The 21,321-nt window shown below is 56.9% G+C and carries 17 protein-coding genes and 2 pseudogenes; 6 read left to right on the top strand and 13 right to left on the bottom strand.

Features of this window, described 5'->3' with window-relative positions; all coding sequences use genetic code 11:
* Positions 1 to 129: 129 nt before the first annotated feature.
* The 9 genes from bamA to rpsB all read right to left on the bottom strand — a co-directional run bounded on the left by bamA (position 130) and on the right by rpsB (position 10,319).
* On the bottom strand, positions 130 to 2,556 hold the full coding sequence (gene bamA / locus SGP1_RS17800; protein ID WP_011411666.1) for an outer membrane protein assembly factor BamA: 2,427 nt from the start codon (positions 2,554 to 2,556) through the stop codon (positions 130 to 132).
* 37 nt (positions 2,557 to 2,593) lie between these two features.
* A complete protein-coding gene (rseP, locus tag SGP1_RS17805; protein WP_011411667.1) occupies positions 2,594 to 3,949 on the bottom strand; it encodes a sigma E protease regulator RseP in 1,356 nt (451 codons plus the stop codon).
* A gap of 19 nt (positions 3,950 to 3,968) precedes the next feature.
* The gene (gene cdsA / locus SGP1_RS17810; protein WP_011411668.1) at positions 3,969 to 4,826 is read right to left on the bottom strand and encodes a phosphatidate cytidylyltransferase; all 858 of its coding nucleotides are present in this window, start codon (positions 4,824 to 4,826) and stop codon (positions 3,969 to 3,971) included.
* Positions 4,827 to 4,835: 9 nt separating this feature from the next.
* Positions 4,836 to 5,597 carry a (2E,6E)-farnesyl-diphosphate-specific ditrans,polycis-undecaprenyl-diphosphate synthase gene (gene ispU / locus SGP1_RS17815; RefSeq protein ID WP_011411669.1) on the bottom strand — a complete coding sequence of 254 codons (762 nt, stop codon included), beginning with the start codon at positions 5,595 to 5,597 and terminating at the stop codon, positions 4,836 to 4,838.
* Between the two features lie 195 nt (positions 5,598 to 5,792).
* Entirely contained in the window at positions 5,793 to 6,989 is a 1,197-nt protein-coding gene (ispC, locus tag SGP1_RS17820) for a 1-deoxy-D-xylulose-5-phosphate reductoisomerase (protein ID WP_011411670.1), read from the bottom strand.
* A 158-nt stretch (positions 6,990 to 7,147) separates the two neighbouring features.
* Positions 7,148 to 7,705, bottom strand: coding sequence for a ribosome recycling factor (frr, locus tag SGP1_RS17825; protein WP_011411671.1), 558 nt, complete (start codon positions 7,703 to 7,705; stop codon positions 7,148 to 7,150).
* Between the two features lie 68 nt (positions 7,706 to 7,773).
* Positions 7,774 to 8,499 (bottom strand): UMP kinase, encoded by a 726-nt coding sequence (gene pyrH, locus SGP1_RS17830; RefSeq protein WP_011411672.1) that lies wholly within the window; start codon positions 8,497 to 8,499, stop codon positions 7,774 to 7,776.
* 121 nt (positions 8,500 to 8,620) lie between these two features.
* Positions 8,621 to 9,478 (bottom strand): translation elongation factor Ts, encoded by an 858-nt coding sequence (gene tsf, locus SGP1_RS17835; RefSeq protein ID WP_011411673.1) that lies wholly within the window; start codon positions 9,476 to 9,478, stop codon positions 8,621 to 8,623.
* 115 nt (positions 9,479 to 9,593) lie between these two features.
* Positions 9,594 to 10,319, bottom strand: a complete 726-nt coding sequence (rpsB, locus tag SGP1_RS17840) for a 30S ribosomal protein S2 (RefSeq protein WP_011411674.1) — start codon at positions 10,317 to 10,319, stop codon at positions 9,594 to 9,596.
* Positions 10,320 to 10,663: 344 nt separating this feature from the next.
* On the opposite strand from rpsB, the gene map reads away from it, so the two are divergent.
* From map to SGP1_RS17860, 4 genes are all read left to right on the top strand, one after another.
* Entirely contained in the window at positions 10,664 to 11,458 is a 795-nt protein-coding gene (gene map, locus SGP1_RS17845) for a type I methionyl aminopeptidase (RefSeq protein ID WP_011411675.1), read from the top strand.
* Positions 11,459 to 11,557: 99 nt separating this feature from the next.
* Positions 11,558 to 14,233 (top strand): bifunctional uridylyltransferase/uridylyl-removing protein GlnD, encoded by a 2,676-nt coding sequence (gene glnD, locus SGP1_RS17850; RefSeq protein WP_041867650.1) that lies wholly within the window; start codon positions 11,558 to 11,560, stop codon positions 14,231 to 14,233.
* A gap of 50 nt (positions 14,234 to 14,283) precedes the next feature.
* A complete protein-coding gene (gene dapD, locus SGP1_RS17855) occupies positions 14,284 to 15,108 on the top strand; it encodes a 2,3,4,5-tetrahydropyridine-2,6-dicarboxylate N-succinyltransferase (protein WP_011411677.1) in 825 nt (274 codons plus the stop codon).
* Between the two features lie 124 nt (positions 15,109 to 15,232).
* Positions 15,233 to 15,622, top strand: a complete 390-nt coding sequence (locus tag SGP1_RS17860; protein ID WP_011411678.1) for a DUF3461 family protein — start codon at positions 15,233 to 15,235, stop codon at positions 15,620 to 15,622.
* 193 nt (positions 15,623 to 15,815) lie between these two features.
* On the opposite strand, the gene SGP1_RS17865 is transcribed toward SGP1_RS17860, so the two are convergent.
* The 4 genes and pseudogenes from SGP1_RS17865 to syd all read right to left on the bottom strand — a co-directional run bounded on the left by SGP1_RS17865 (position 15,816) and on the right by syd (position 18,771).
* On the bottom strand, positions 15,816 to 16,262 hold the full coding sequence (locus tag SGP1_RS17865) for a flavodoxin (protein WP_011411679.1): 447 nt from the start codon (positions 16,260 to 16,262) through the stop codon (positions 15,816 to 15,818).
* A gap of 19 nt (positions 16,263 to 16,281) precedes the next feature.
* Positions 16,282 to 17,058, bottom strand: a pseudogene (truC, locus tag SGP1_RS17870) (tRNA pseudouridine(65) synthase TruC).
* A complete protein-coding gene (locus tag SGP1_RS17875) occupies positions 17,051 to 17,371 on the bottom strand; it encodes a YqcC family protein (protein WP_011411680.1) in 321 nt (106 codons plus the stop codon). The pseudogene truC and the gene SGP1_RS17875 overlap by 8 nt, the downstream one beginning before the upstream one ends.
* Positions 17,372 to 18,212: 841 nt before the next feature.
* Positions 18,213 to 18,771: pseudogene (syd, locus tag SGP1_RS17880) on the bottom strand (SecY-interacting protein).
* Between the two features lie 60 nt (positions 18,772 to 18,831).
* Between syd and queF the strand changes: the two are divergent.
* On the top strand, positions 18,832 to 19,677 hold the full coding sequence (gene queF / locus SGP1_RS17885; protein ID WP_011411681.1) for an NADPH-dependent 7-cyano-7-deazaguanine reductase QueF: 846 nt from the start codon (positions 18,832 to 18,834) through the stop codon (positions 19,675 to 19,677).
* Positions 19,678 to 19,955: 278 nt separating this feature from the next.
* The gene (ppnN, locus tag SGP1_RS17890) at positions 19,956 to 21,320 is read left to right on the top strand and encodes a nucleotide 5'-monophosphate nucleosidase PpnN (RefSeq protein WP_011411682.1); all 1,365 of its coding nucleotides are present in this window, start codon (positions 19,956 to 19,958) and stop codon (positions 21,318 to 21,320) included.
* Position 21,321 lies beyond the last annotated feature (1 nt).

Raw genomic sequence — 21,321 nt, forward strand, 5'->3', positions numbered from 1 at the left:
ATCACTATTTGTGTTTTGCTTCAATGTAAAGCCAGGCAACGGTGAAAACATGCTTTTCACGTAACATCTGCGTACTGCGTCAATGCCCCTGCCGCCCTGCTCCTTGCCTGCACATCATCCCGTGTAATATTACCACGTTTTGCCGATATTAAACTGGAACTGCTCTGACTTGTCGCCGTCGTATTTCTTGACCGGCTGCGCATAAGAGAATACCAACGGCCCCAGCGGCGACATCCACTGCAGGGCGATACCGCTGGAAATACGGATATTGCCCGGATCGCTGTAGTCCGGAATACCGGCTGCGCGGGTAGCGCTGGTATTTTGCCAGCTGGTATCCCACACGGTACCGCCATCGACAAACAGCGAAGTGCGCACCGAGTTGGCATACTTCTCACTCAAGAACGGCGTCGGCATGATAAGTTCGGCGCTGGCAATCGCCATCGCATTACCGCCCACGGCGTCGCTGGATTTGTCCACCGGACAATCACTATAGCGGGTATTGCCGCTATTGCACTTATAATACGCCGCTTTCGGACCAATGGTATTGGAACGGAAACCGCGCACGGTGTTGGAGCCGCCCGCATAGAAGTTGTCGTAGAACGGCACGTTCTTGCCGCCCAGACCATCGGCGTAGCCGGCGCGAGCGCGGCCCATCAGCACCCAGTTGCCACTTTCGCTAAGCGGGATGTAATGGCTGGCGTCGAAGGTGATTTTGTAATATTCGTTATCGGAGCCGGGCACCGTCACCTTACCGGTCAGGCTGGCGCGCGAACCAGCGGTGGGGAAGTAACCGCGATCCAGATTGTTGTAGCTCCAGCCCATCGATAAGAAGAAATCATCGGCGCTGAAATCGGCGTCGCTGTCCGCCTTATTGGTGGTGACCACCTTGGGATTGATACCGACGCTGTCCAGATAGCGCCACATCGTCACCTGCGGCTGCATATTGGTCAGATCGTCATGCACGTAATCCAGGCCGAAATTCAGCGAGTGGTTCTCGCTTATCGGGAAGCCCAGCGTGGTGCCCACGCCGTAGCGGCGCAGATCATAATCGGACAGGTCCGCGTCATCGGCGCTGAAGTCGTTGTAGAAGATCTTGCCGCCCAGGCTGACGCCATCCACCGTGAAGTACGGATCGGTCATCGACAGCTCGGCATAGGTCTGGTAGTCGTTCTTGGTGCCGCTAAAGCCGACGGAGTTACCGGTCCCCAGCCAGTTATCCTGCTGGATACCGAATTGGAAGCTGACGCCGCTCTCGGTCCCGAAGCCGACGCCGACGTTGATACTGCCGGTGTTGCGCTCTTTCACCTTATAGACCACGTCCACCTGATCCGGCGAGCCGGGCACACGCTGAGTCTCGGTGTCTACGGTTTCAAAGTAGCCCAGGCGATTAAGGCGCTCTTTACCCTGATCGACCAGATTGCTGCCGAGCCAGGCGCCTTCCATCTGGCGCATTTCACGGCGCAGCACGGAATCCTTGGTGATATCGTTGCCTTCAAAACGTACGTGGCGGACGTAGAACCGGTTGCCCGCGTCGACGCTGATGTGCAGCTTGACTGTTTTATCCGCGTCGTTGATTTCCTGCTGCGTCGCCACGCGGGGATAGGCATAGCCGTAACGACCCAGCAATTGCTTGATGTCGTTCTCCATCTTGGTGACCTTCGCGCCGTTGTACAGTTCGCCCGGATGTACCTTGGCCAACTGCTCAATTTCGGCGGAGTGGCCGGCCATGTTGCCGTTGACCACCGTACCGGACAGCTTGTATTGCGCGCCTTCGGTGATATTCAGGGTGATATAGATACCCTTTTTATCCGGCGTCAGGCTGACCTGCGTGGAGTCGATATTGAAGCGGGCATAGCCGCGGTCAAGATAAAAGCTACGCAGGGTTTCCAGATCGCCGGCCAGCTTTTGCTTTTGGTATTTGCGATCGCCCACCACGTTCCACCACGGCACTTCATCGCGCAGCTGGAAGCGTGAAATCAGCTCATCGGTCGTGAAGGCGTGGTTGCCGACAATATTAATTTGCTGAATTTTGGCCGATACTCCTTCGGTGAAGACCAGCTTCAGATCAACGCGGTTGCGCGGCAGCGGCGTGACCACCGCCTTGACCGTGGTGCTATATTTACCGGCGCTGTAGTAGAAATCCTCAAGGCCTTTTTCGATATTGGAAATGGTGGTGCGGTCAAGGGCCTCGCCGACCCGAACGCCCTGGGCATCCAGGTTTTGCTTGAGCATTTCTTCCTTCACCGCCTTGTTGCCGGAGAAAGTAATGCTGGCAATGGTCGGACGCTCCTTGACCTGTACGACCACTGAATCTCCGTCACGCAGTACCCGGACATCCTCAAAGTTTCCGGTAGCGAAGAGCGCACGGATAGTATTGCCGATATCTTCATCGGTCGCCGTGTCGCCGACACGGATCGGCATACTGAGTAACGCCGCACCGACGGCGACCCGTTGCAGTCCTTCGAAATGAATGTCCTTCACTACGAACCCGTCTGCACCGTATACGGTGGCGCTGCTAAGAAGCAGCGACGCTATGAGCAACTTTTTCATCGCCATCGTGGTTATGCGTTCTTCCTAACATAATCTCAGGCTATCATAGCCTGGAGAAATCATTGAAAAGGGCCAGACCCATTAGCAGCACCAGCAAAATCGAGCCGATACGGTAACTAAAGTCCTGCACTCGTTCGGACACCGGCCCTCCCTTGAGCTTTTCTATCGCCAGGAAGAGCAAATGGCCACCATCTAACACCGGTAACGGGAACAGATTGATAATCCCCAAATTGACGCTTATCAGCGCCAGAAACATCAGGTAGTAAATCAAACCGTATTCCGCTGACATCCCTGCGCCCTGGGCGATGGAAATCGGCCCGCTAAGATTGTTCAGCTTAACATCCCCGGTTATCAATTTACCTAACATACTGACCGTAAGCCGCATCAGCTGCCAGGTTTTTTCGCTGGCCCGGGCCAGGGCCGGTAGCGGACCGTACTGCCGAACGATTTTGTACTCCGCCGGCAGCGGGATAATCTTCGGCACAACACCCGCGAACCCCTCTACTTCCCCCTTGCCCACCGGTTTACTGTCGGGTTGCAGGGTGATATCCCTGGCCTCGCCGTGTCGATCAATGCCCACCTGAAGTGGCCGACCGGGATTGTCGCGTACGCGGGTCACAAACAACTGCCATGCGGTGACTGGCTGACCATCGACTTTAACGATCCTATCGCCGGCTTGCAAACCGGCTTTCATCGCCGCCGAGCCCGGTTGGACTTCGGCAAGCACCGGCTCGATGCGCGGACCCAATCGAATAATACCCAGCGCCACGATCGCATCCTGCCTGTTCGGCTCAAACTGCCAGTCGCACAAATCCAACGTTTTCCGCTCGGCGCTTTGGGAGCCGAACGAGGCGACGCCGAGGGTGGTTTCACCGTCGCCAATCTTGTCGATGAGCTGCAGACGAACCGAATCCCAATCAGGCGTTTCGATACCGTCAACCGACTTAAGTTCCATGCCGGGAGAAATTTCGGCCTGGGCCGCGATAGAATGAGGGGCCACTTCGCCGATCACCGGCCGATAGCTCGGCACGCCGATAAGAAACACCAGCCAGTAGGCAAAGATAGCGAAAAGGAAGTTAAATACCGGTCCGGCGGCGATGATCGCGGCACGTTGCCAGACGGTTTTGTGGTTGAACGCTTCATGACGACGTTCGGGCGCGACGGTGTCTACCCGCTCATCCAGCATTTTGACATAGCCACCCAGGGGAATGGCGGCGATAACATATTCCGTGCCGCGTTTATCGCGCCGACGCCACAGCGCGCGCCCGAAACCGATGGAAAAACGTTCCACCGTCACGCCGCAGCGGCGGGCCACCCAAAAATGGCCGAACTCGTGCACCGTTATCAAAACGCCCAGCGCCACGATAAACGCGGCAAGAATCCAGAAAAAGTGCAGCATAAGCGCTCCCAGTCCCGACTCAGATAGCGTTAAAGACCAGCAGCATCAGACAGGCGAACACCGGCACTGCGGCGGTCAGGCTGTCTATACGATCTAAAATGCCGCCATGGCCGGGGATTAAATGGCCGCTGTCCTTGATTCCTGCCTCCCGTTTGAACATACTTTCGGTTAAATCACCCAACACCGACGCCAGTGCCGCCACGATTGAGCAGACCAGCAGCGTAAGCGGTGCGGCGTCAAGCGGCGCATACTTGCCAAACAGCCAGGCGATGACCGCGGAGGTGACCAACCCGCCCACCAACCCTTCCCAGGTTTTACCGGGAGAGACTTTTGGCGCCAGCTTATGGCGACCCAGCGCGCGCCCGAACATGTAAGCGCCGGAATCCGAGCCCCACACCAGCACAATGACATACAATAGCCACCAGGCGCCGGTGAAGTGGTTAATATCATAATGGTGCTGACGCAGCGCCAGCATCCCCCAGAAGAAGGGCAAAATGGTCAGGATGCCGAATGCCAGCCGCAGCGGCCGAGATTCACGCCACAGCGTGGCGGAGCGGGGGTAGCACAACACCAGCAGCGCCGCCGCCAGCCACCAGGCCAGGGCGGCCCACAGGGCATATTGCGCCTGCCAGACGGTCATGAACGGCCGATAGGCCGGCACGGTGAGCATCATCAGCGCCAGCAGCAGGCCGCAGAGAATGGCCAGCCAGATACGCTGGCTGCGCGAGGCCAGTCCCGCGAGCTGGCCCCATTCCCAGGCGCTGAGCATGCACACCGCGAGGGTGACCAGGGCAAAGCCAACCGACGGCAACAAAAACAGTGCGGCGATAACTATGGGTATCAGGACCAAGGCAGTAATCAGGCGATACTTCAGCAAAAATCCCCCTTAGGATGCGTTGGCATCATTAGGTGTTGTTCCACCGAAGCGCCGCTCGCGTTGAGCAAAAGCATCCAGCGCACCTTCAAAAACAGCGTCGTCAAAATCCGGCCATAACACGTCGGTAAAAAACAGCTCTGCGTAGGCAATCTGCCACAGCAAAAAATTACTGATGCGATGTTCCCCTCCGGTGCGGATAACGAGATCCACAGGGGCCAGCTCGTTCATGCAGACTACCTGGCACAAAGCGTCCTCATCTATCTGGTCAGGTCGCAGGATACCCTCTTGCACCCGGGCGGCAAGTTGCCGTACCCCCTGAATGATATCCCAACGTCCACCATAATTCGCGGCAATATTCAGGGTCAACCCGTCATTATTGCAGGTCAGCGCCTCGGAGCGGCGAATCCGCTCCTGCAAACTCATGCCGAAGCGCGAGGTGTCGCCGATGATCCGCAGCCGGACGTTATGCTTGTGCAGGCTTTTCACCTCGCTATCCAGCGCCCGGACAAACAGCTCCATTAGCGCGGACACTTCCTGGCTAGGTCGGTTCCAGTTTTCGCTGCTGAACGCATACAGCGTCAACGCGTCGAAATGGTGGCTGACGGCAAAGCTTACCGCGCGGCGGACCGACTTGACGCCGGCCTGGTGACCGAAGATACGTAATTTCCCCCGGTTTTTAGCCCAGCGGCCGTTGCCATCCATAATAATAGCCACATGGCGTGGTGAGGAGGAAGGCAACGCTTTTGGCTCTTGCTGATTTTCGGACGACATCACGCTTACGTATTTCCTCACTGAGAATACCACCGTCTTACCGGAACGAAGGGCCCCGAACGCACAAAAAAGCCGTGTACATACACGGCCTGTAACTAATTTTACCCGGCTGGCCTTCATCGACGGGATGAGTAGCGCAGACTATATCATTTTGCCGGTCAACGAACAAATCAGCCATCGCGGCGCCCCGGCGCCTCACTGTCCAAAATGAATAACGCTCTGGCGGGCCTTTTCCCGCGCCTGGCTGTCGATGGCCAGCACCTCTTCCACGCTGTCCGGTTCAGGCAGACTGATTTGTTCCAGCACCCGCCGATTCACGGCGGCGATATCGGTAAAACGAATATCGCCGTGCAAAAACGCCGCCACCGCGATTTCATTGGCGGCGTTGAGCGTTGTCGTCGCCGCCTGCCCCTGCTGGCTGGCGTCGACAGCCAGTTGCAGGCAGGGATAGCGTGCGGTGTCCGGCTGCGCGAAACTCAGCGTGCCGAGGCGTAAAAAATCCAGCGGCGCGACGCCGGACGGCACCCGTTCGGGGTACGCCATCGCGTGAGCGATGGGCGTGCGCATGTCGGGGGATCCTAATTGCGCCAGCACGCTGCCGTCGGTGTAGCGCACCATGGAGTGAATGATGGACTGGGGATGCAGCAGCACTTCCATCTGCTCTGCCGCGGCATTGAACAACCAGCGCGCTTCGATATATTCCAGACCTTTGTTCATCATGGTGGCGGAATCCACCGAAATCTTGCGGCCCATCGACCAATTAGGATGCGCGCAGGCCTGCTCCGGCGTCATCGTGGCCAGCGCCGCCAGCGGCGTCTGGCGAAAGGGGCCGCCGGAGCCCGTCAACACGATACGCGACACTCCATGTTTCGCCAGGGAAGCGTAACCCAACCCACGCTGAAGTGGTTCAGGTAAACTCTGAAAAATCGCGTTGTGTTCGCTGTCCACCGGCAGTAACCGGGCATGATGGCGACGCGCTTCGTTCATGAACAGCCGGCCGCAGGTGACGAGCGACTCTTTATTGGCCATCAAAACCCGCTTGCCGGCTCGCAGCGCCGCCAGCGTCGCGGCGAGCCCGGCGGCGCCGACAATCGCGGCCATCACCGTATCCACCTCATCCAGCGTGGCCAGCTCACAGGCCGCCTGCACGCCCGACAGTACGGCGGTGGCGACGCCCGCCGCGGCCAGATTAGCCTTGAGCGTCCGCGCCGCGGTGTCATCCGCCATACAAGCGTAGGCGGGACGGAAAGCCAGGCATTGCTCGGTCATCAAGGCAACGTTGTTGCCCGCCACCAGCGCACGCACGGTGTATTGGTCGGGATTGTGCTTTACCACCGCCAGCGTACTATTGCCAATGGAGCCAGTACTTCCCAGAATCGTCAAATGCCGCATGAAGTTACTTTTTATACCGCGTTAGAATATGAGGGAAACGTCTAGTCTGAGACGATGGCTCCGTTTTGTCTATGGCGGCTTACACAAAAAAACGCCGCAGCGACAGCACCTCCGCCAGGGAGGCGCCGCTACGGCGTTTTCATTTCGCCGGGGGGGGATTAAATTTCCATTAATTCCGCTTCTTTTTCCGCCAGGGCGCTATCAAGCTTTTTGATCCAGGCGTCGGTCAGCTTCTGGATCTCGTCCTGCGAGCGGCGATCTTCATCTTCACCGATGGTTTTGTCTTTCAACAGCGCCTTCACCTTGTCGTTGGCATCGCGGCGGACATTGCGCACCGATACCCTGCCCTGTTCCGCCTCGGCGCGCACTACCTTTATCAGGTCGCGGCGGCGCTCTTCGGTCAGCGGCGGCAGCGGTACGCGAATCACCGTGCCGGCGGAAGACGGATTTAGCCCCAGATCGGAGGCCATGATGGCCTTTTCCACCGCCGGTGCCAACGTGCGGTCAAAGACGGTGATGGCCAGGGTACGGGAATCCTCGGCAATAATATTGGCCAGCTGGCGCAGCGGCGTCAGCAAGCCGTAATAGTCGATCTGAATACCGTCAAGCAGGCTCGGGGAAGCGCGGCCCGTACGGACTTTGCTGATGTGGCTTTTGAACGCGTCGACGCATTTTTCCATGCGAATCTCGGCATCTTTACGGATTTCATTAATCACGTTGCGAACCCTTGAGACTTGGTTATCCGGGCGGACCGTGGCCGTTGGTTGCCAGGCCCCGTTATGCATTACTTGGTAATCAAGGTGCCTTCTTTATCACCCATGACCACCCGCCGTAGCGCGCCAGGCTTGTTCATATTGAACACGCGTATCGGCAGATTGTGATCCCGCGCCAGAGTGAAGGCGGCCAGATCCATGACCTTCAATTCTTTCTCCAGCACATCCTGATAGCTCAGCTGATCGTAAAGTGTAGCATCCGGATGTTTTACCGGATCGGCGGAAAAGATGCCATCCACTTTCGTCGCTTTCAGCACGGCTTCGGCTTCGATTTCAATGCCACGCAGACAGGCGGCGGAATCGGTGGTGAAGAAGGGATTGCCGGTACCGGCGGCGAAAATCACGACGCGGTTATTGCGCAACAGACTGATGGCTTCGGCCCAGCTGTAATTGTCGCAGACGCCGTTCAGCGGAATCGCCGACATCAGGCGGGCGTTAACATAGGCGCGGTGCAATGCGTCGCGCATCGCCAGACCGTTCATCACGGTCGCCAACATCCCCATATGATCGCCCACCACGCGGTTCATACCGGCCTTCGCCAACCCCGTACCGCGAAATAAGTTGCCGCCGCCGATGACCACGCCCACCTGAATACCCAACTCCACCAGTTCTTTCACTTCCTGGGCCATGCGGTCCAGCACGCTGGCGTCGATACCGAAACCTTCGGCGCCCTGCAGGGCTTCACCGCTCAATTTGAGCAGGATACGCTGGTAAATGGGTTTTGCGTTGGTTGCCATTTGATCTGTTCCTTGAGAGCGATTTGATGGGATGGAATTGACCTGGTGCGGCACACGTCGTCTGACATTATTCCGGCTCATTAAAAGCGGAACCGCCTACAGGCGGTTCCGAACAACTTAATTAAAACTGCTTACCCATCGCGGCCACTTCGGCGGCGAAATCGACTTCAGCTTTCTCAATGCCTTCGCCCACTTCAAAACGGATGAAGTTGTTGATTTTGGCACCGTGTTCGCCCAGCAGCTGACCAACGGTCTTGCTCGGGTCCATCACGAAGTGCTGGCCGGTCAGAGAAATTTCGCCGGTGAACTTGCGCATACGGCCTTCCACCATCTTCTCGGCGATTTCACGCGGTTTGCCGGACTGCATGGCGATGTCGAGCTGGATTTGATGCTCACGGGCAACTACGTCGGCAGGTACATCATCCGCATTGACGTATTCCGGTTTGCTGGCGGCAATGTGCATGGCGACGTGCTTCACCAGCTCTTCGTCGGCGCCGGCGGCGGAAACCATGACACCAATGCGCGCGCCGTGCAGGTAAGAACCGAGCACGCCGCCTTCCAGAACGCCGAGGCGGCGGATATTGATGTTTTCACTAATTTTGGCTACCAGCGCGGTGCGCTGTTCTTCAAATTTGGCCTTCAACGCTTCTACGTCGGTGATGCGTTCGTTCAGCGCGGCGGTGATGACCTCGTCGCCAAAGGCTTTGAAGCCGCCGTCTTTGGCAACGAAATCGGTTTCACAGTTCAGCTCGATGATGACGCCGTATTTGCCGTCTTGGGCGATTTTGGTCAAAATGACACCTTCTGCCGCGACACGGCCCGCTTTCTTGGCGGCTTTGGCCTGGCCGGACTTACGCATGTTGTCGATAGCCAGTTCGATATCGCCCTGAGCTTCAACCAGCGCTTTTTTGCATTCCATCATGCCTGCGCCGGTACGTTCGCGCAGTTCTTTAACCAGGGCGGCGGTAATATCAGCCATTATCTTTTCCTCGTTATTCCGTGTTGGAGATAGGTAAAAAAGAGGGACTGATGACAGGCCCTCTAACCAACATATTTAAAACTTGGTCAATAAGGGCTCCTGAGAGCATGCCTTATTATTCAGCTTCCACAAAGCTTTCTTCAGCCTGTTCCGCCAGATCCTGAGAACGGCCTTTGCGCACGGTGGTGGCAACGGCAGTCAGGTACAGGTTGATTGCGCGGATGGCGTCATCATTACCCGGGATAATGAAGTCTACGCCGTCCGGATCGGAGTTGGTGTCAACGATAGCGAAAACCGGAATGCCCAGATTGTTGGCTTCATTGATAGCGATGTGTTCATGTTCCGCATCGATAACAAACAGCGCGTCCGGCAGACCGCCCATATCCTTGATACCGCCCAGGCTGTTTTCCAGCTTGTCCAGTTCACGAGTGCGCATCAGCGCCTCTTTCTTGGTCAGCTTCTCGAACGTACCGTCCTGAGACTGGGTTTCCAGGTCTTTTAAACGCTTGATGGACTGACGAACCGTTTTCCAGTTGGTCAACATCCCACCCAACCAGCGATGGTTGACGAAGAATTGATCGCAGCTGTTGGCCGCTTCTTTTACCGCTTCGCTTGCGGCGCGTTTGGTGCCGACAAACAGGATTTTACCTTTGCGCGAGGCGATTTTGTTCAGCTCGGCCAAGGCGTCGTTGAACAGGGGTACGGTTTGTTCCAGGTTGATGATGTGAACCTTATTACGGGCGCCGAAGATGAAGGGCTTCATTTTCGGGTTCCAGTAACGGGTCTGGTGACCGAAATGCACGCCGGCCTGGAGCATGTCACGCATGGAAACAGTTGCCATGATAAACCTCTATGTCTGTTTGGGGTTATGCCTCCACGTATCCCATACGGCCGACCCCGACCTTGTGATTCAGAGCACCCCGGCGCATGTGCCGATACGTGTGTGTAATAACACAATTGAGTTTCGTTGTAGCGATCGACGCGCGGCTTGAAAAATCCTGGCACCTATCGTCGGCGCGCTTTATACCATAAACCATGCATGGACTCCACCAAATGTTTTCCGAAGCCTGCGGGAAAATGATCATTTGGCAGTGTCCGGCCGTACTGATACCATTAATCCCACTCGCTAATTTAGCTTATATTATTATTTTATTGTCGACCTTGGTGCCGACTGTGGATCTCTACATGGCCATTCCTATCAAAACAGCAGACGATATTGCAAAGATGCGCGTTGCCGGCCGGCTGGCTGCCGAGGTGCTGGAAATCATTGAACCTTATATCAAACCCGGCGTTAGCACCGGCGAATTGGACCGGTTGTGCCATCAGCATATCACCAAGAAACAGCACGCCGTTTCCGCATCGCTCGGCTATCACGGTTTTCCGAAATCGGTATGTATTTCGGTCAATGAAGTCGTGTGTCACGGTATCCCGAGCGATGAAAAAAAGCTTAAAGAGGGCGATATTCTGAATATTGACGTCACCGTTATCAAAGACGGCTTCCACGGCGATACCTCAAAGATGTTTATAGTCGGCAAACCGACCATCCTCGGCGAGCGGCTATGCCGGGTGACGAAAGAAAGTTTGTATCTGGCAATCCGCATGGTCCGGCCGGGCATCCGCCTGCGCACGCTGGGTAAAGCGATTCAACAGTTCGTTGAAGCAGAAAGCTTCTCGGTGGTGCGGGAGTATTGTGGCCACGGTATCGGCGAAGGCTTTCATGAAGAGCCGCAGGTGCTGCATTATGATGCCGACGACGGCGGTGTGGTCTTGCAACCGGGAATGGCGTTCACCATTGAGCCCATGGTCAACGCCGGCGACTACCGCATCCGCACCATGAAAGATGGCTGGACGGTAAAAACCAAGGATCGTAGCCTGTCGGCACAGTATGAGCATACGATCGTGGTGACCGAGGACGGTTGTGAAATCATGACGCTGCGCGCCGATGATACCTTGCCGACGGTAATCCACCACCCGGCCTAAAACCGCTTGCCGGCCGGGGCGCTGGCGAGCGTTAATTTCACGGGCAGCCCCGGTAAGCCAATTTGCGTGCCGGGCCGCCCTACTATGCAGGGCGACCCCATGCCGGACCAAATTCTTCAATTTACCCATCCGCCGGTGCCGCGCCAGCCGCCGGTCAAACCCTCATCTCCCCTCACCTGGCCGGACGACGCCCTCAACCGCCCTTTTTTGAAAGAACGGCTGGACGAATTCCAGCGCTGGCTGGCCGACGCTTTCGATGCCGGCGAGACGGCTGAAATACTGGTGGACGCCCGCACGCTGTATATCGATCAGCTTTTGCGGCAGCTCTGGCACTACCACGGCTTAGCCCACGCACCTCATACCGCGCTGGTGGCGGTGGGGGGATACGGCCGCGGCGAACTGCATCCGTTGTCCGATATCGATGTGCTTGTGCTAAGCCAGGCGCCGCTGACGCCGCCGCAACAACAGCATATCAGCGAGCTGCTGACGCTGTTATGGGATCTCAAGCTGGAAGTCGGCCACAGCGTGCGCAGTATCGCCGAGTGTCTGGAAGAGGGGCGCGCCGATCTGACGGTCGCTACCAATCTTATCGAATCGCGCTTGATTTGCGGTGATCTGGCGCTGTTTCTGACCCTGCAAAAACAGGTGTTCAGCGATGATTTTTGGCCTTCGCGGGCGTTTTTTCCCGCCAAGCTCGCCGAGCAGCAGGAACGCCATTCGCGCTATCACGGTACAAGCTATAATCTCGAGCCGGACATCAAAAGCAGCCCCGGCGGCCTGCGGGATATCCATACCCTGCTTTGGGTCGCACACCGCCATTTCGGCGCCACCTCGATGGATGAAATGGTGGGTTTTGGCTTTATAACCCGCGCCGAGCGGGATGAACTCAACGAGTGCCAGAGCTTTCTGTGGCGCACCCGCTTCGCCCTGCATCTGGTGTTGAACCGCTACGATAATCGACTGTTGTTCGACCGTCAGCAGAACGTGGCGCAGTTGCTACGCTACCAGGGGGAAGGCAACCTGCCGGTGGAGCGGATGATGAAGGATTTTTTCCGCGTCACCCGCCGCGTCAGCGAGCTGAACCAGATGCTGTTGCAGTTGTTCGATGAGGCGATCCTCGCCCTGGCGCCCGATGAAAAACCCCAGCCGTTGGACGACGAGTTTCAGCTGCGCGGCAACCTGATTGATTTGCGCGACGAGACATTGTTTAGCCGACAGCCGGAGGCGATTTTACTCCTGTTCTGGCAAATGGTGCGCAACCGACATATCGAGGGCATTTATTCAGCTACCCTGCGCCAGCTGCGCTATGCCCGTCGGCACCTGAAAGCGCCGCTGTGCACGAGCCCCGAAGCGCGGACGCTGTTCATGCGGATTCTGCATCAGCCGGGTGCGGTAAAACACGCTCTGCTGCCGATGCACCGGCACAGCGTGCTGTGGGCCTATATGCCGCAGTGGAGCAATATTGTCGGCCAGATGCAATTTGACCTGTTCCATGCGTATACCGTCGATGAGCACACCATTCGGGTATTGCTTAAGCTGGAAAGTTTCGCCGACGAAAGCCAGCGGCCGTACCATCCGCTGTGCGTCGAGCTGTTTCCGCGTTTGAGCCAGCGGCATTTATTGCTGGTGGCGGCCCTGTTTCATGATATCGCCAAAGGGCGCGGCGGCGATCACTCCCAGCTTGGCGCCCGCGACGTGCTGGAATTTGCGGCGCTGCACGATTTGCCCGCCGAGGATGCCCAACTGGTGGCGTGGCTGGTGGAAAGTCATCTCGTCATGTCGGTGACCGCCCAGCGGCGGGATATTCAGGAGCCGGACGTGCTGGTGCAGTTCGCCGGCGAGATGCAGAGCGAGAGCCGCCTGCACTACCTGCTGTGCCTGACGGTGGCGGATATTTGCGCCACCAACGAAACGCTATGGAACAGCTGGAAACAAAGCCTGCTGCGCGAGCTGTTCTTCGCCACCGAGAAACAGCTGCGCCGCGGTATTCACGTATCGCCCGACGTGCGCGAGCGGGTACGCCACAACCGCCGTCAGTCGCTGGTGCTGTTGCGTATGGAGGGCATCGACGAACAGCGTCTACAGGAAATCTGGAGCCGCTGCCGCGCCGATTATTTCCTGCGCCATACCCCTAATCAGCTGGCCTGGCATGCGCGCCATATGGTCCTGCACGACCACGACGAGCCGCTGGTGCTGATAAGCCCGCAGGCCACCCGCGGCGGCACCGAAATTTTCATCCACAACCAGGATCGCCCTTATCTGTTCGCCGCGGTCACGGGCGAGCTAGATCGCCGCAATCTCAGCGTGCACGACGCGCAGATTTTTACCAACCGAGACGGTATGGCGATGGACACCTTTGTGGTACTTGAGCCAGACGGCAGTCCATTGTCGCCGGATCGTCACCCGGTCATCCGTCAGGCGCTGCTGCAAATCCTGCTGCCGGGGGATTACCGCCACCCGCGGGTGCGACGCCCGTCCTCCAAGCTGCGTCATTTCAACGTGGACACCTCAGTGGTGTTTCTGCCTTCGCCGACCGAACGTCGCAGCTATCTGGAGCTAACGGCGCTCGATCAGCCCGGGTTGCTGGCCCGCGTCAGCGAAGTCTTCGTCGATCTAGGCATTTCGCTGCACGGCGCGCGCATTTCCACCATCGGCGAACGGGTAGAGGACTTGTTCATTCTGGCAGACGGCGACCGTCGCGCGCTGAGCCGTGCAATGCAGGCGGAAGTGCGGCGACGCTTAACAGAGGCGCTCAACCCAAACGATAAAGTGTGATACAAGTAACTTTATGAACTCCCATTAAGCCATAGACAGGACAGGTCAGGATGCAGTCATTACAGCAGAATATTGAAACCGCCTTTGAGCAACGCGCCGCGATTACGCCGGCTAACGTCGACGCCACCACCCGCGACGCGGTGAATCAGGTCATCGCCGCTCTCGACAGCGGCACGCTGCGCGTCGCGGAAAAAATCAACGGCGAATGGGTCACCCATCAGTGGCTGAAAAAAGCGGTACTGCTCTCATTTCGCATCGCCGACAATCAGCTGATCGAGGGCGGCGAAACGCGCTTTTTCGATAAAGTGCCAATGAAGTTTGCAGGCTGGGACAGCGAGCGCTTCCAGCGCGAAGGCTTCCGCGTCGTGCCCCCGGCCAGCGTGCGTCAGGGCGCCTACATTGCCCGCAACACGGTGTTGATGCCCTCCTATGTCAATATCGGCGCCTATGTGGATGAAAGCACCATGGTGGATACCTGGGCCACCGTCGGCTCCTGCGCGCAGATTGGCAAAAACGTCCACCTGTCCGGCGGCGCGGGCATCGGCGGCGTGTTGGAGCCGCTACAGGCCAACCCGACCATTATCGAGGATAACTGTTTTATCGGCGCCCGCTCCGAAATGGTTGAAGGGGTTATCGTGGAGGAAGGTTCGGTCATCTCCATGGGCGTGTTCATCGGCCAGAGTACCAAGATCTACGATCGCGAGACCGGCGAAGTGCATTATGGCCGCGTACCGGCCGGGTCGGTGGTCGTATCTGGCAATTTACCCTCCAAAGACGGGCGTTATAGCCTTTATTGCGCGGTAATAGTGAAAAAGGTCGACGCCAAAACCCGCGGCAAGGTGGGTATCAATGAGTTATTACGCACTATCGACTAATATTATCCACGGCGGCAGCGTTCGCGCCCGGTCAGTACGGCGGTAAATCCGGCCGTAAGTCACAGCTTATGACGCCGCCAGGCGTCATAATTTTACCCATACCGCACATCACTAGGGGACGACCATGTACGATAATCTGAAAAGCCTTGGCGTTAATCATCCGGACGATATCGACCGCTACAGCCTGCGCCAGGAAGCCAATAACGACATCCTCAAAATTTATTTCCGCCGCGACAAAGGGGAACTTTTCGCCAAAAGCGTCAAATTTAAATATCCCCGGCAGCGTAAAACCGTGGTGTCGTACAACGCGGCGGAAGGCTATCGTGAAATCAATGGAATCAGCCCCAATCTGCGCTATGTGATCGATGAGCTGGATCAAATTTGTTTGCGCGATCAGACCGAAGTGGATTTGAAGAACAAGATTTTGGATGATTTGCGTCACCTGGAAAGCGTGGTGTCCAATAAAATTGCCGAGATCGAGGCCGATCTGGAAAAATTGACCCGGCAGAAATAATATAGCCGCACGACGGCACTGGCGCGCGTCAGGGACCAGAGAGGACGCAGCCGGCGCCGGTACCAAGCCTCGGCATTCGACACAGCACCGATGCCCGACGCCCTCCCGCCGTAACAACGCCTACTGCCGCGCTGCCCTCTCGCCACAGCACGATGCATACCGGCATAGCACAGCCCCGCCCCGGCGTGAGCGCTTATAACAATGCGCCCCACTCCGCCGCCCAGCGACAGGCCAGCGTTTCCGGCTCGGGATGCTCCACGGCATCGATCTCCAGCAGATCGCCCACCCGCGTGACCCCCTGCTCCTGTAGTAGCGCGTCAAAGGCGTGCCCTGCGCCGCAAAAGGTATCATAACTGCTGTCGCCCAGCGCAATAACGCCATAGCGCAGCGCCGGCTGATGCCCCAGCTTATCCTTCACCTGCTGGAATAGCGGTACGATATTATCCGGCAATCCCCCCTGTCCGGTGGTGGAAGTAATAATGAGGATCACCCGTTCGGCATACGCCTGCCACTGCTCAAAGCCGCCATCCTCAAACAGCGTCACCTGATGGCCCTGCTCTGTCAGAACCGACTCCACTTCTTCAGCGGTCAACAACGCGTTACCATATACCGTACCGACAAAAATACTTATCTGCGCCATAGCGCTCGACTCCCCAAACCTACGTCGTGTAATCAAGGGCCTTATCCTGACCCGAAGGCCCGCCAAACTCAACCCTTTCATATGCAGGGAGAAGGCCGCGCCAACTGAATCGTTCCATCAATTGCTGCCAACTGTCGTCCCAGCGGGCATCAATGACCAGCGGCTCGCCGGTGACCGGATGCGCCAGCGGCAGGCGTGCAGCATCAGCCGGCCGCAGCAAAAGGCGGCGGCGAAGCCGCGGTTGTGGCGCAGATCGCCATGGGTGGTGTCACCGATAATCGGATGGAGTAAATACGCCATATGGCGACGCAGCTGATGCTTACGGCCGGTCTGAGGAGAGAGGGACACAGACTATAGCGGCTGGTCGGATATCGGCCAACGGCGACCGGCATTTCTACGCGCCCCAGCGCCTGATAATGGCTTTGAGCCGGCTGCGGCTCTTTATTGGGGTTGGCAAATTTGTCGGCGATTTTATCCAGCTCGGCCGTTACGCATAGTCGATCATCCCTTCACCATCCAGATAGCTGCAGGTGACCGCCAAATACTGTTTGTTCACCTGACTGATGGCCCTCAAATTGCTGCGCCAGCCTGTGGGAGACCTCGGCGGAAAGCGCCATTAGCAGGACGTCGGGCGATCCAGCCGGTGCACGGTAAACACGTGCTGCCCCAACATGTCGCGCACCGTCTGCATCACCACCACTTTTTCCTTGCGATCCAGCCAACTGCGGTGGACCAGCCAGCCGGCCGGTTTATTGACCGCCACCAGGTACTGATCCTGGTAACATATCTCAATCATGCGCATCACCGCCCAGCAAACAATCAAGCTGGCGTAATTGCGTCAACAATGCGAAGGCCTCGGGCAGTGCCTCTTCAAAATACGGCGTCAGGGCGAAACGTTCTGGCAATGGCGCGTCGCGATCCAGGAGAGCATGCATGCGCTGCAGCAAAACCCATTGCAACCACTGCTGTGCTTCCATGGTGTCGATGCAGAACGGCTCCACGCTGTCGAAGGCCGCGCGCACCGGAGGCTGCGGCTGCCATATTTCGGCGTCGTGCATGGCCTGCTCGATGTCGAACAACCGCTGACGAACCTGTTGATGTAACGTCATCTGATCCTCCTCTTCCGCCGGACCCACCGATGGAAAGCCGCAAAGAATAGCATTACCGCGGTGCCAGTGCTAATTATGGTCGCAAAACGCGCAAGATAAGAGAACTCGTTGATAGCACGTAAACGGTTTTATTGTCAAGAGTGATAATTTCTTTGGAAAAAAAACGGCCGCGTTATTCACCCCAGCAATTCCCTGCTGCGGCGCTCTGCTTGCGCACGTGTCGGCGCCATGACGGCCCCATTTTACCCTTTTTCCACCGGAAATGGCGTCAAAGAAAAGGGGGTACTGTTTACACAGTACCCCCGGTTCGTTTTATAGCAATCCCGCTACGTTTATGCTCCCTGCCTACCTCCATAACACTTGTTATACAAGATAACATTGCAACAATCCATGTTGGCAAAACCCATCCTTGCGCCACGCCTACGTTATCAAACGTATGTCCTGCAGCAGTCCCTGCTTCGCTGGCGTTCCGTTACCAGCTCACATTCTCCATCCTGGAGGTGTCCTGAGTATCATCCTGAAATTTGCGGGCTTCTTCCTGAGGCCGTTGCTGCACTAACCCTTCCCTGCGCTGTCCGTGCGGCACAATCCTGGTTCAGTGGGCGTTCCTTGCTTACTGAGTTTGATTGATAAGATCGCTTAAACTATCTCTATAAACAAGAGTAGTGAGAGGTATTGATAAAGCGCGAGAAAAGGTAAAATGTTAATGAGTCGTTATATTACTTTGATCTTACTGGAATAATTAATTTTTTTGTTAAATTTAATCTTTTGAAACACAGTTATTTCCTACATGATATGTAGGATGTCTCTTACAATAATTTGCATAAAAAAAGGGCCAATTTTAAGCCGACAGTCGCGGCGTGAGGCGATTAAGGAAGGTTGCCAGATCGGCCGTCAGCACCTCACGCTGTTTGCCGCCCACCTGCTCACGCAGAATATGGCCTGTGAGGTTGCATAACGAAATTATAGTCAGCTCTGACGCGGTGGTGCCAATAAAAAGCGTCGGTGTCTGCCGCAGCCGCTTTTGCATCAGCAGATGGCCTATCAGATTCTCCTGCACCCGCAAAAAATCCGGCTCGCTCCAGACCTGCACCAGCTCCAGCGGCTCGCCCTCAAACGCGGCCGGCATATCGCCTATTGACTACAGTAATAGGCCTGCGCCGAAGGCTGCAGACGCAAGGACAGCGCCCGTTCAACGCCCGCCAGCGTCTGGTCCGGCGCCGCCGGGCGATGTTGCCAGTATATCGCGTCGCCGTCACCGCCGGCGACGCAAGGGGACGGCATGCCGGCAGCGCTTGGCTAACGGGTAAACCGCCGGTTGTTTGTTGCCAGTATCCGACATAGCGCCGGGTAAACTCCGCCAGCGCCAGGACAGTGGCCGGGTTCCTATTTTCTCTCATTTTACAGCTCCGTGCGTTACACTACGCCTAGTGTAACAGTAAGGCTCCAAGGTAAACACCATGACGAATTATGACCAACATCACGCTTTGCAATCGTTGACACTGGGAAAACCGACCCCGTACCGGGAGCGCTATGATCCCTCGCTGCTCCAGGCGGTACCGCGCGCCCTTAATCGCGATCTGTTGGGGCTGCAGGCGACGGCGCTGCCCTTTCATGGCGCCGATATCTGGACCTTGTACGAACTCTCCTGGCTCAACGACGCGGGTATACCCCAGGTGGCAATTGGCGAAATCGCCCTGAACGCTACCAGCACCAATCTGATTGAGTCCAAAAGCTTTAAACTGTACTTGAACAGTTTAAATCAGACCAGCTTCCCCTCGCGTGAAGCGGTGCGCGTCCGCCTCGCCGAGGATTTGTCCCGCTGCGCCGACGGCGAGGTGCAGGTTGTTCTGCGCGCGCTCTCCGATTTCACCAGTAGTCCATTGCTAGATTTTGACGGCGAATGCATCGACGATCAACCTATCCACATCGATGATTATACCTTCACTAACCGCTACCTGGAGGGCGCAGCGGGCGGGTCGGTGGTCAGTGAAACGTTAGTGAGCCATTTGCTAAAATCCAATTGTCTCATCACCCATCAACCGGATTGGGGTTCGGTACAAATCCGCTATCGGGGCGCGCGTATCGACCGCGAGGCGCTACTGCGCTACTTGGTCTCCTTCCGCCAACATAATGAATTTCACGAACAGTGCGTAGAACGCATTTTCTGCGATGTGATGCAGTTTTGCCGTCCCGAAACCCTGACGGTCTATGCCCGCTATACCCGCCGTGGCGGACTGGATATCAATCCCTGGCGCAGCAACACCCACTTCTCGCCGGCAACTGGACGTCTTGCACGACAATAATGCATGGCAGCCCGCAACTATCGACCCGCGCCCGGTTGCAGGGGTGGTAAAACCTTGCCGTCGGCCTTAGAGTTAGCGGCAGCGGGTTTACCGGGCCGTGAGGCGATAGGGCATATCGACGTACCCGGGCGCTATGGCGCCTGGTACTGTGCACTAGTCTCAGGGCACTGGGTGCTGTGCATTAGGCTCTGAGTACCAGGAACTAGGCAGTAGGCATTGGGCTCTGCGCGCTAGGGGATGATTCTTTTTTGTATGCACAGGCATGACAAGGAGCTATTTTGATTACGCATATCAGCCCGCTGGGCTCCATGGATTTATTGTCACAACTCGAAGTGGATATGCTCAAGCACACCACCAGCAGCGATCTCTATCGTCTTTTCCGCAACTGTTCACTGGCGGTGCTCAATTCCGGGATCCAGACCGACAGCAGTAAAGAGCTGCTGGAGCGCTTTCAGGATTTCGATATCAACGTCCTGCGCCGCGAGCGCGGCGTGAAGCTGGAGCTGGTGAACCCGCCGGAGGAAGCCTTTGTCGATGGCCGCATCATCCGTTCGTTACAGACCAACCTGTTTGCCGTGTTGCGGGACATCCTGTTCGTTAACGGCCAAATTGTCAGCGCCGGCCGACATCAGCATCTCAATCTGGCCAACGCCTCCCACATTACCAATCTGGTGTTCTCTATCCTGCGTAACGCCCGCGCACTCCACGTGGGCGAGGCGCCGAATATGATAGTCTGCTGGGGCGGGCACTCCATCAACGAAAACGAATATCTCTATGCGCGCGCCGTCGGTAATCAGCTGGGCCTGCGCGAACTTAACATCTGCACCGGCTGTGGGCCAGGTGCAATGGAAGCGCCCATGAAAGGCGCGGCGGTAGGCCATGCCCAGCAGCACTACAAAGAGGGGCGTTTTATCGGCATGACCGAGCCGTCGATTATCGCCGCCGAACCGCCTAACGGTCTGGTCAACGAGTTGATTATCATGCCGGATATCGAAAAACGCCTTGAGGCCTTTGTGCGTATCGGGCACGGCATTATCATTTTTCCCGGCGGCGTCGGTACCGCGGAAGAGTTCCTGTACTTGCTGGGTATTATGATGGATCCGGAAAACACCGATCAGGTGCTGCCGCTGGTGCTTACCGGACCCGAGGAGAGCGCCGACTATTTCCGCGTTCTTGACGAATTCATCGTCAGCACCCTTGGCGCCCAGGCACGCCGCTATTATTCCATCATCATCGACGATGCCGCGGAAGTGGCCCGGCGGATGAAAAAAGCGATGCCGGAAGTGCAGGAAAACCGCCGCCACAGCGGTGACGCATACAGCTTTAACTGGTCGCTGCGCATCGCCCATGATTTACAGCATCCCTTCGAGCCCAGCCATGAAAACATGGCCAATATGAATTTGCATCGCGAACAGCCGGCGGAACGCCTGGCGGCCGCGCTGCGGCGGGCGTTTTCCGGTATCGTCACAGGCAACGTCAAAGAGTACGGCATTCATGCTATCGAGCAATATGGGCCGTATCAACTGAATGGGGATGCGGAAATTATGCAGCATATGGATACACTGCTACAGGGCTTTGTCGCTCAGCACCGGATGAAGTTGCCCGGCAGCGCCTACCTTCCGTGCTACGAAATTCATATTTAAC

The sequence above is a fragment of the Sodalis glossinidius str. 'morsitans' genome (assembly GCF_000010085.1).
Lineage (GTDB): Bacteria > Pseudomonadota > Gammaproteobacteria > Enterobacterales > Enterobacteriaceae > Sodalis > Sodalis glossinidius.

Coding starts and splice junctions, on each gene's coding strand:
- bamA (WP_011411666.1), bottom strand. CDS start 2,556: ATGGCGATGAAAAAGTTGCTCATAGCGTCGCTGCTTCTTAGCAGCGCC.
- rseP (WP_011411667.1), bottom strand. CDS start 3,949: ATGCTGCACTTTTTCTGGATTCTTGCCGCGTTTATCGTGGCGCTGGGC.
- ispU (WP_011411669.1), bottom strand. CDS start 5,597: ATGTCGTCCGAAAATCAGCAAGAGCCAAAAGCGTTGCCTTCCTCCTCA.
- ispC (WP_011411670.1), bottom strand. CDS start 6,989: ATGCGGCATTTGACGATTCTGGGAAGTACTGGCTCCATTGGCAATAGT.
- pyrH (WP_011411672.1), bottom strand. CDS start 8,499: ATGGCAACCAACGCAAAACCCATTTACCAGCGTATCCTGCTCAAATTG.
- tsf (WP_011411673.1), bottom strand. CDS start 9,478: ATGGCTGATATTACCGCCGCCCTGGTTAAAGAACTGCGCGAACGTACC.
- rpsB (WP_011411674.1), bottom strand. CDS start 10,319: ATGGCAACTGTTTCCATGCGTGACATGCTCCAGGCCGGCGTGCATTTC.
- map (WP_011411675.1), top strand. CDS start 10,664: ATGGCCATTCCTATCAAAACAGCAGACGATATTGCAAAGATGCGCGTT.
- glnD (WP_041867650.1), top strand. CDS start 11,558: ATGCCGGACCAAATTCTTCAATTTACCCATCCGCCGGTGCCGCGCCAG.
- dapD (WP_011411677.1), top strand. CDS start 14,284: ATGCAGTCATTACAGCAGAATATTGAAACCGCCTTTGAGCAACGCGCC.
- SGP1_RS17860 (WP_011411678.1), top strand. CDS start 15,233: ATGTACGATAATCTGAAAAGCCTTGGCGTTAATCATCCGGACGATATC.
- SGP1_RS17865 (WP_011411679.1), bottom strand. CDS start 16,262: ATGGCGCAGATAAGTATTTTTGTCGGTACGGTATATGGTAACGCGTTG.
- SGP1_RS17875 (WP_011411680.1), bottom strand. CDS start 17,371: ATGACGTTACATCAACAGGTTCGTCAGCGGTTGTTCGACATCGAGCAG.
- queF (WP_011411681.1), top strand. CDS start 18,832: ATGACGAATTATGACCAACATCACGCTTTGCAATCGTTGACACTGGGA.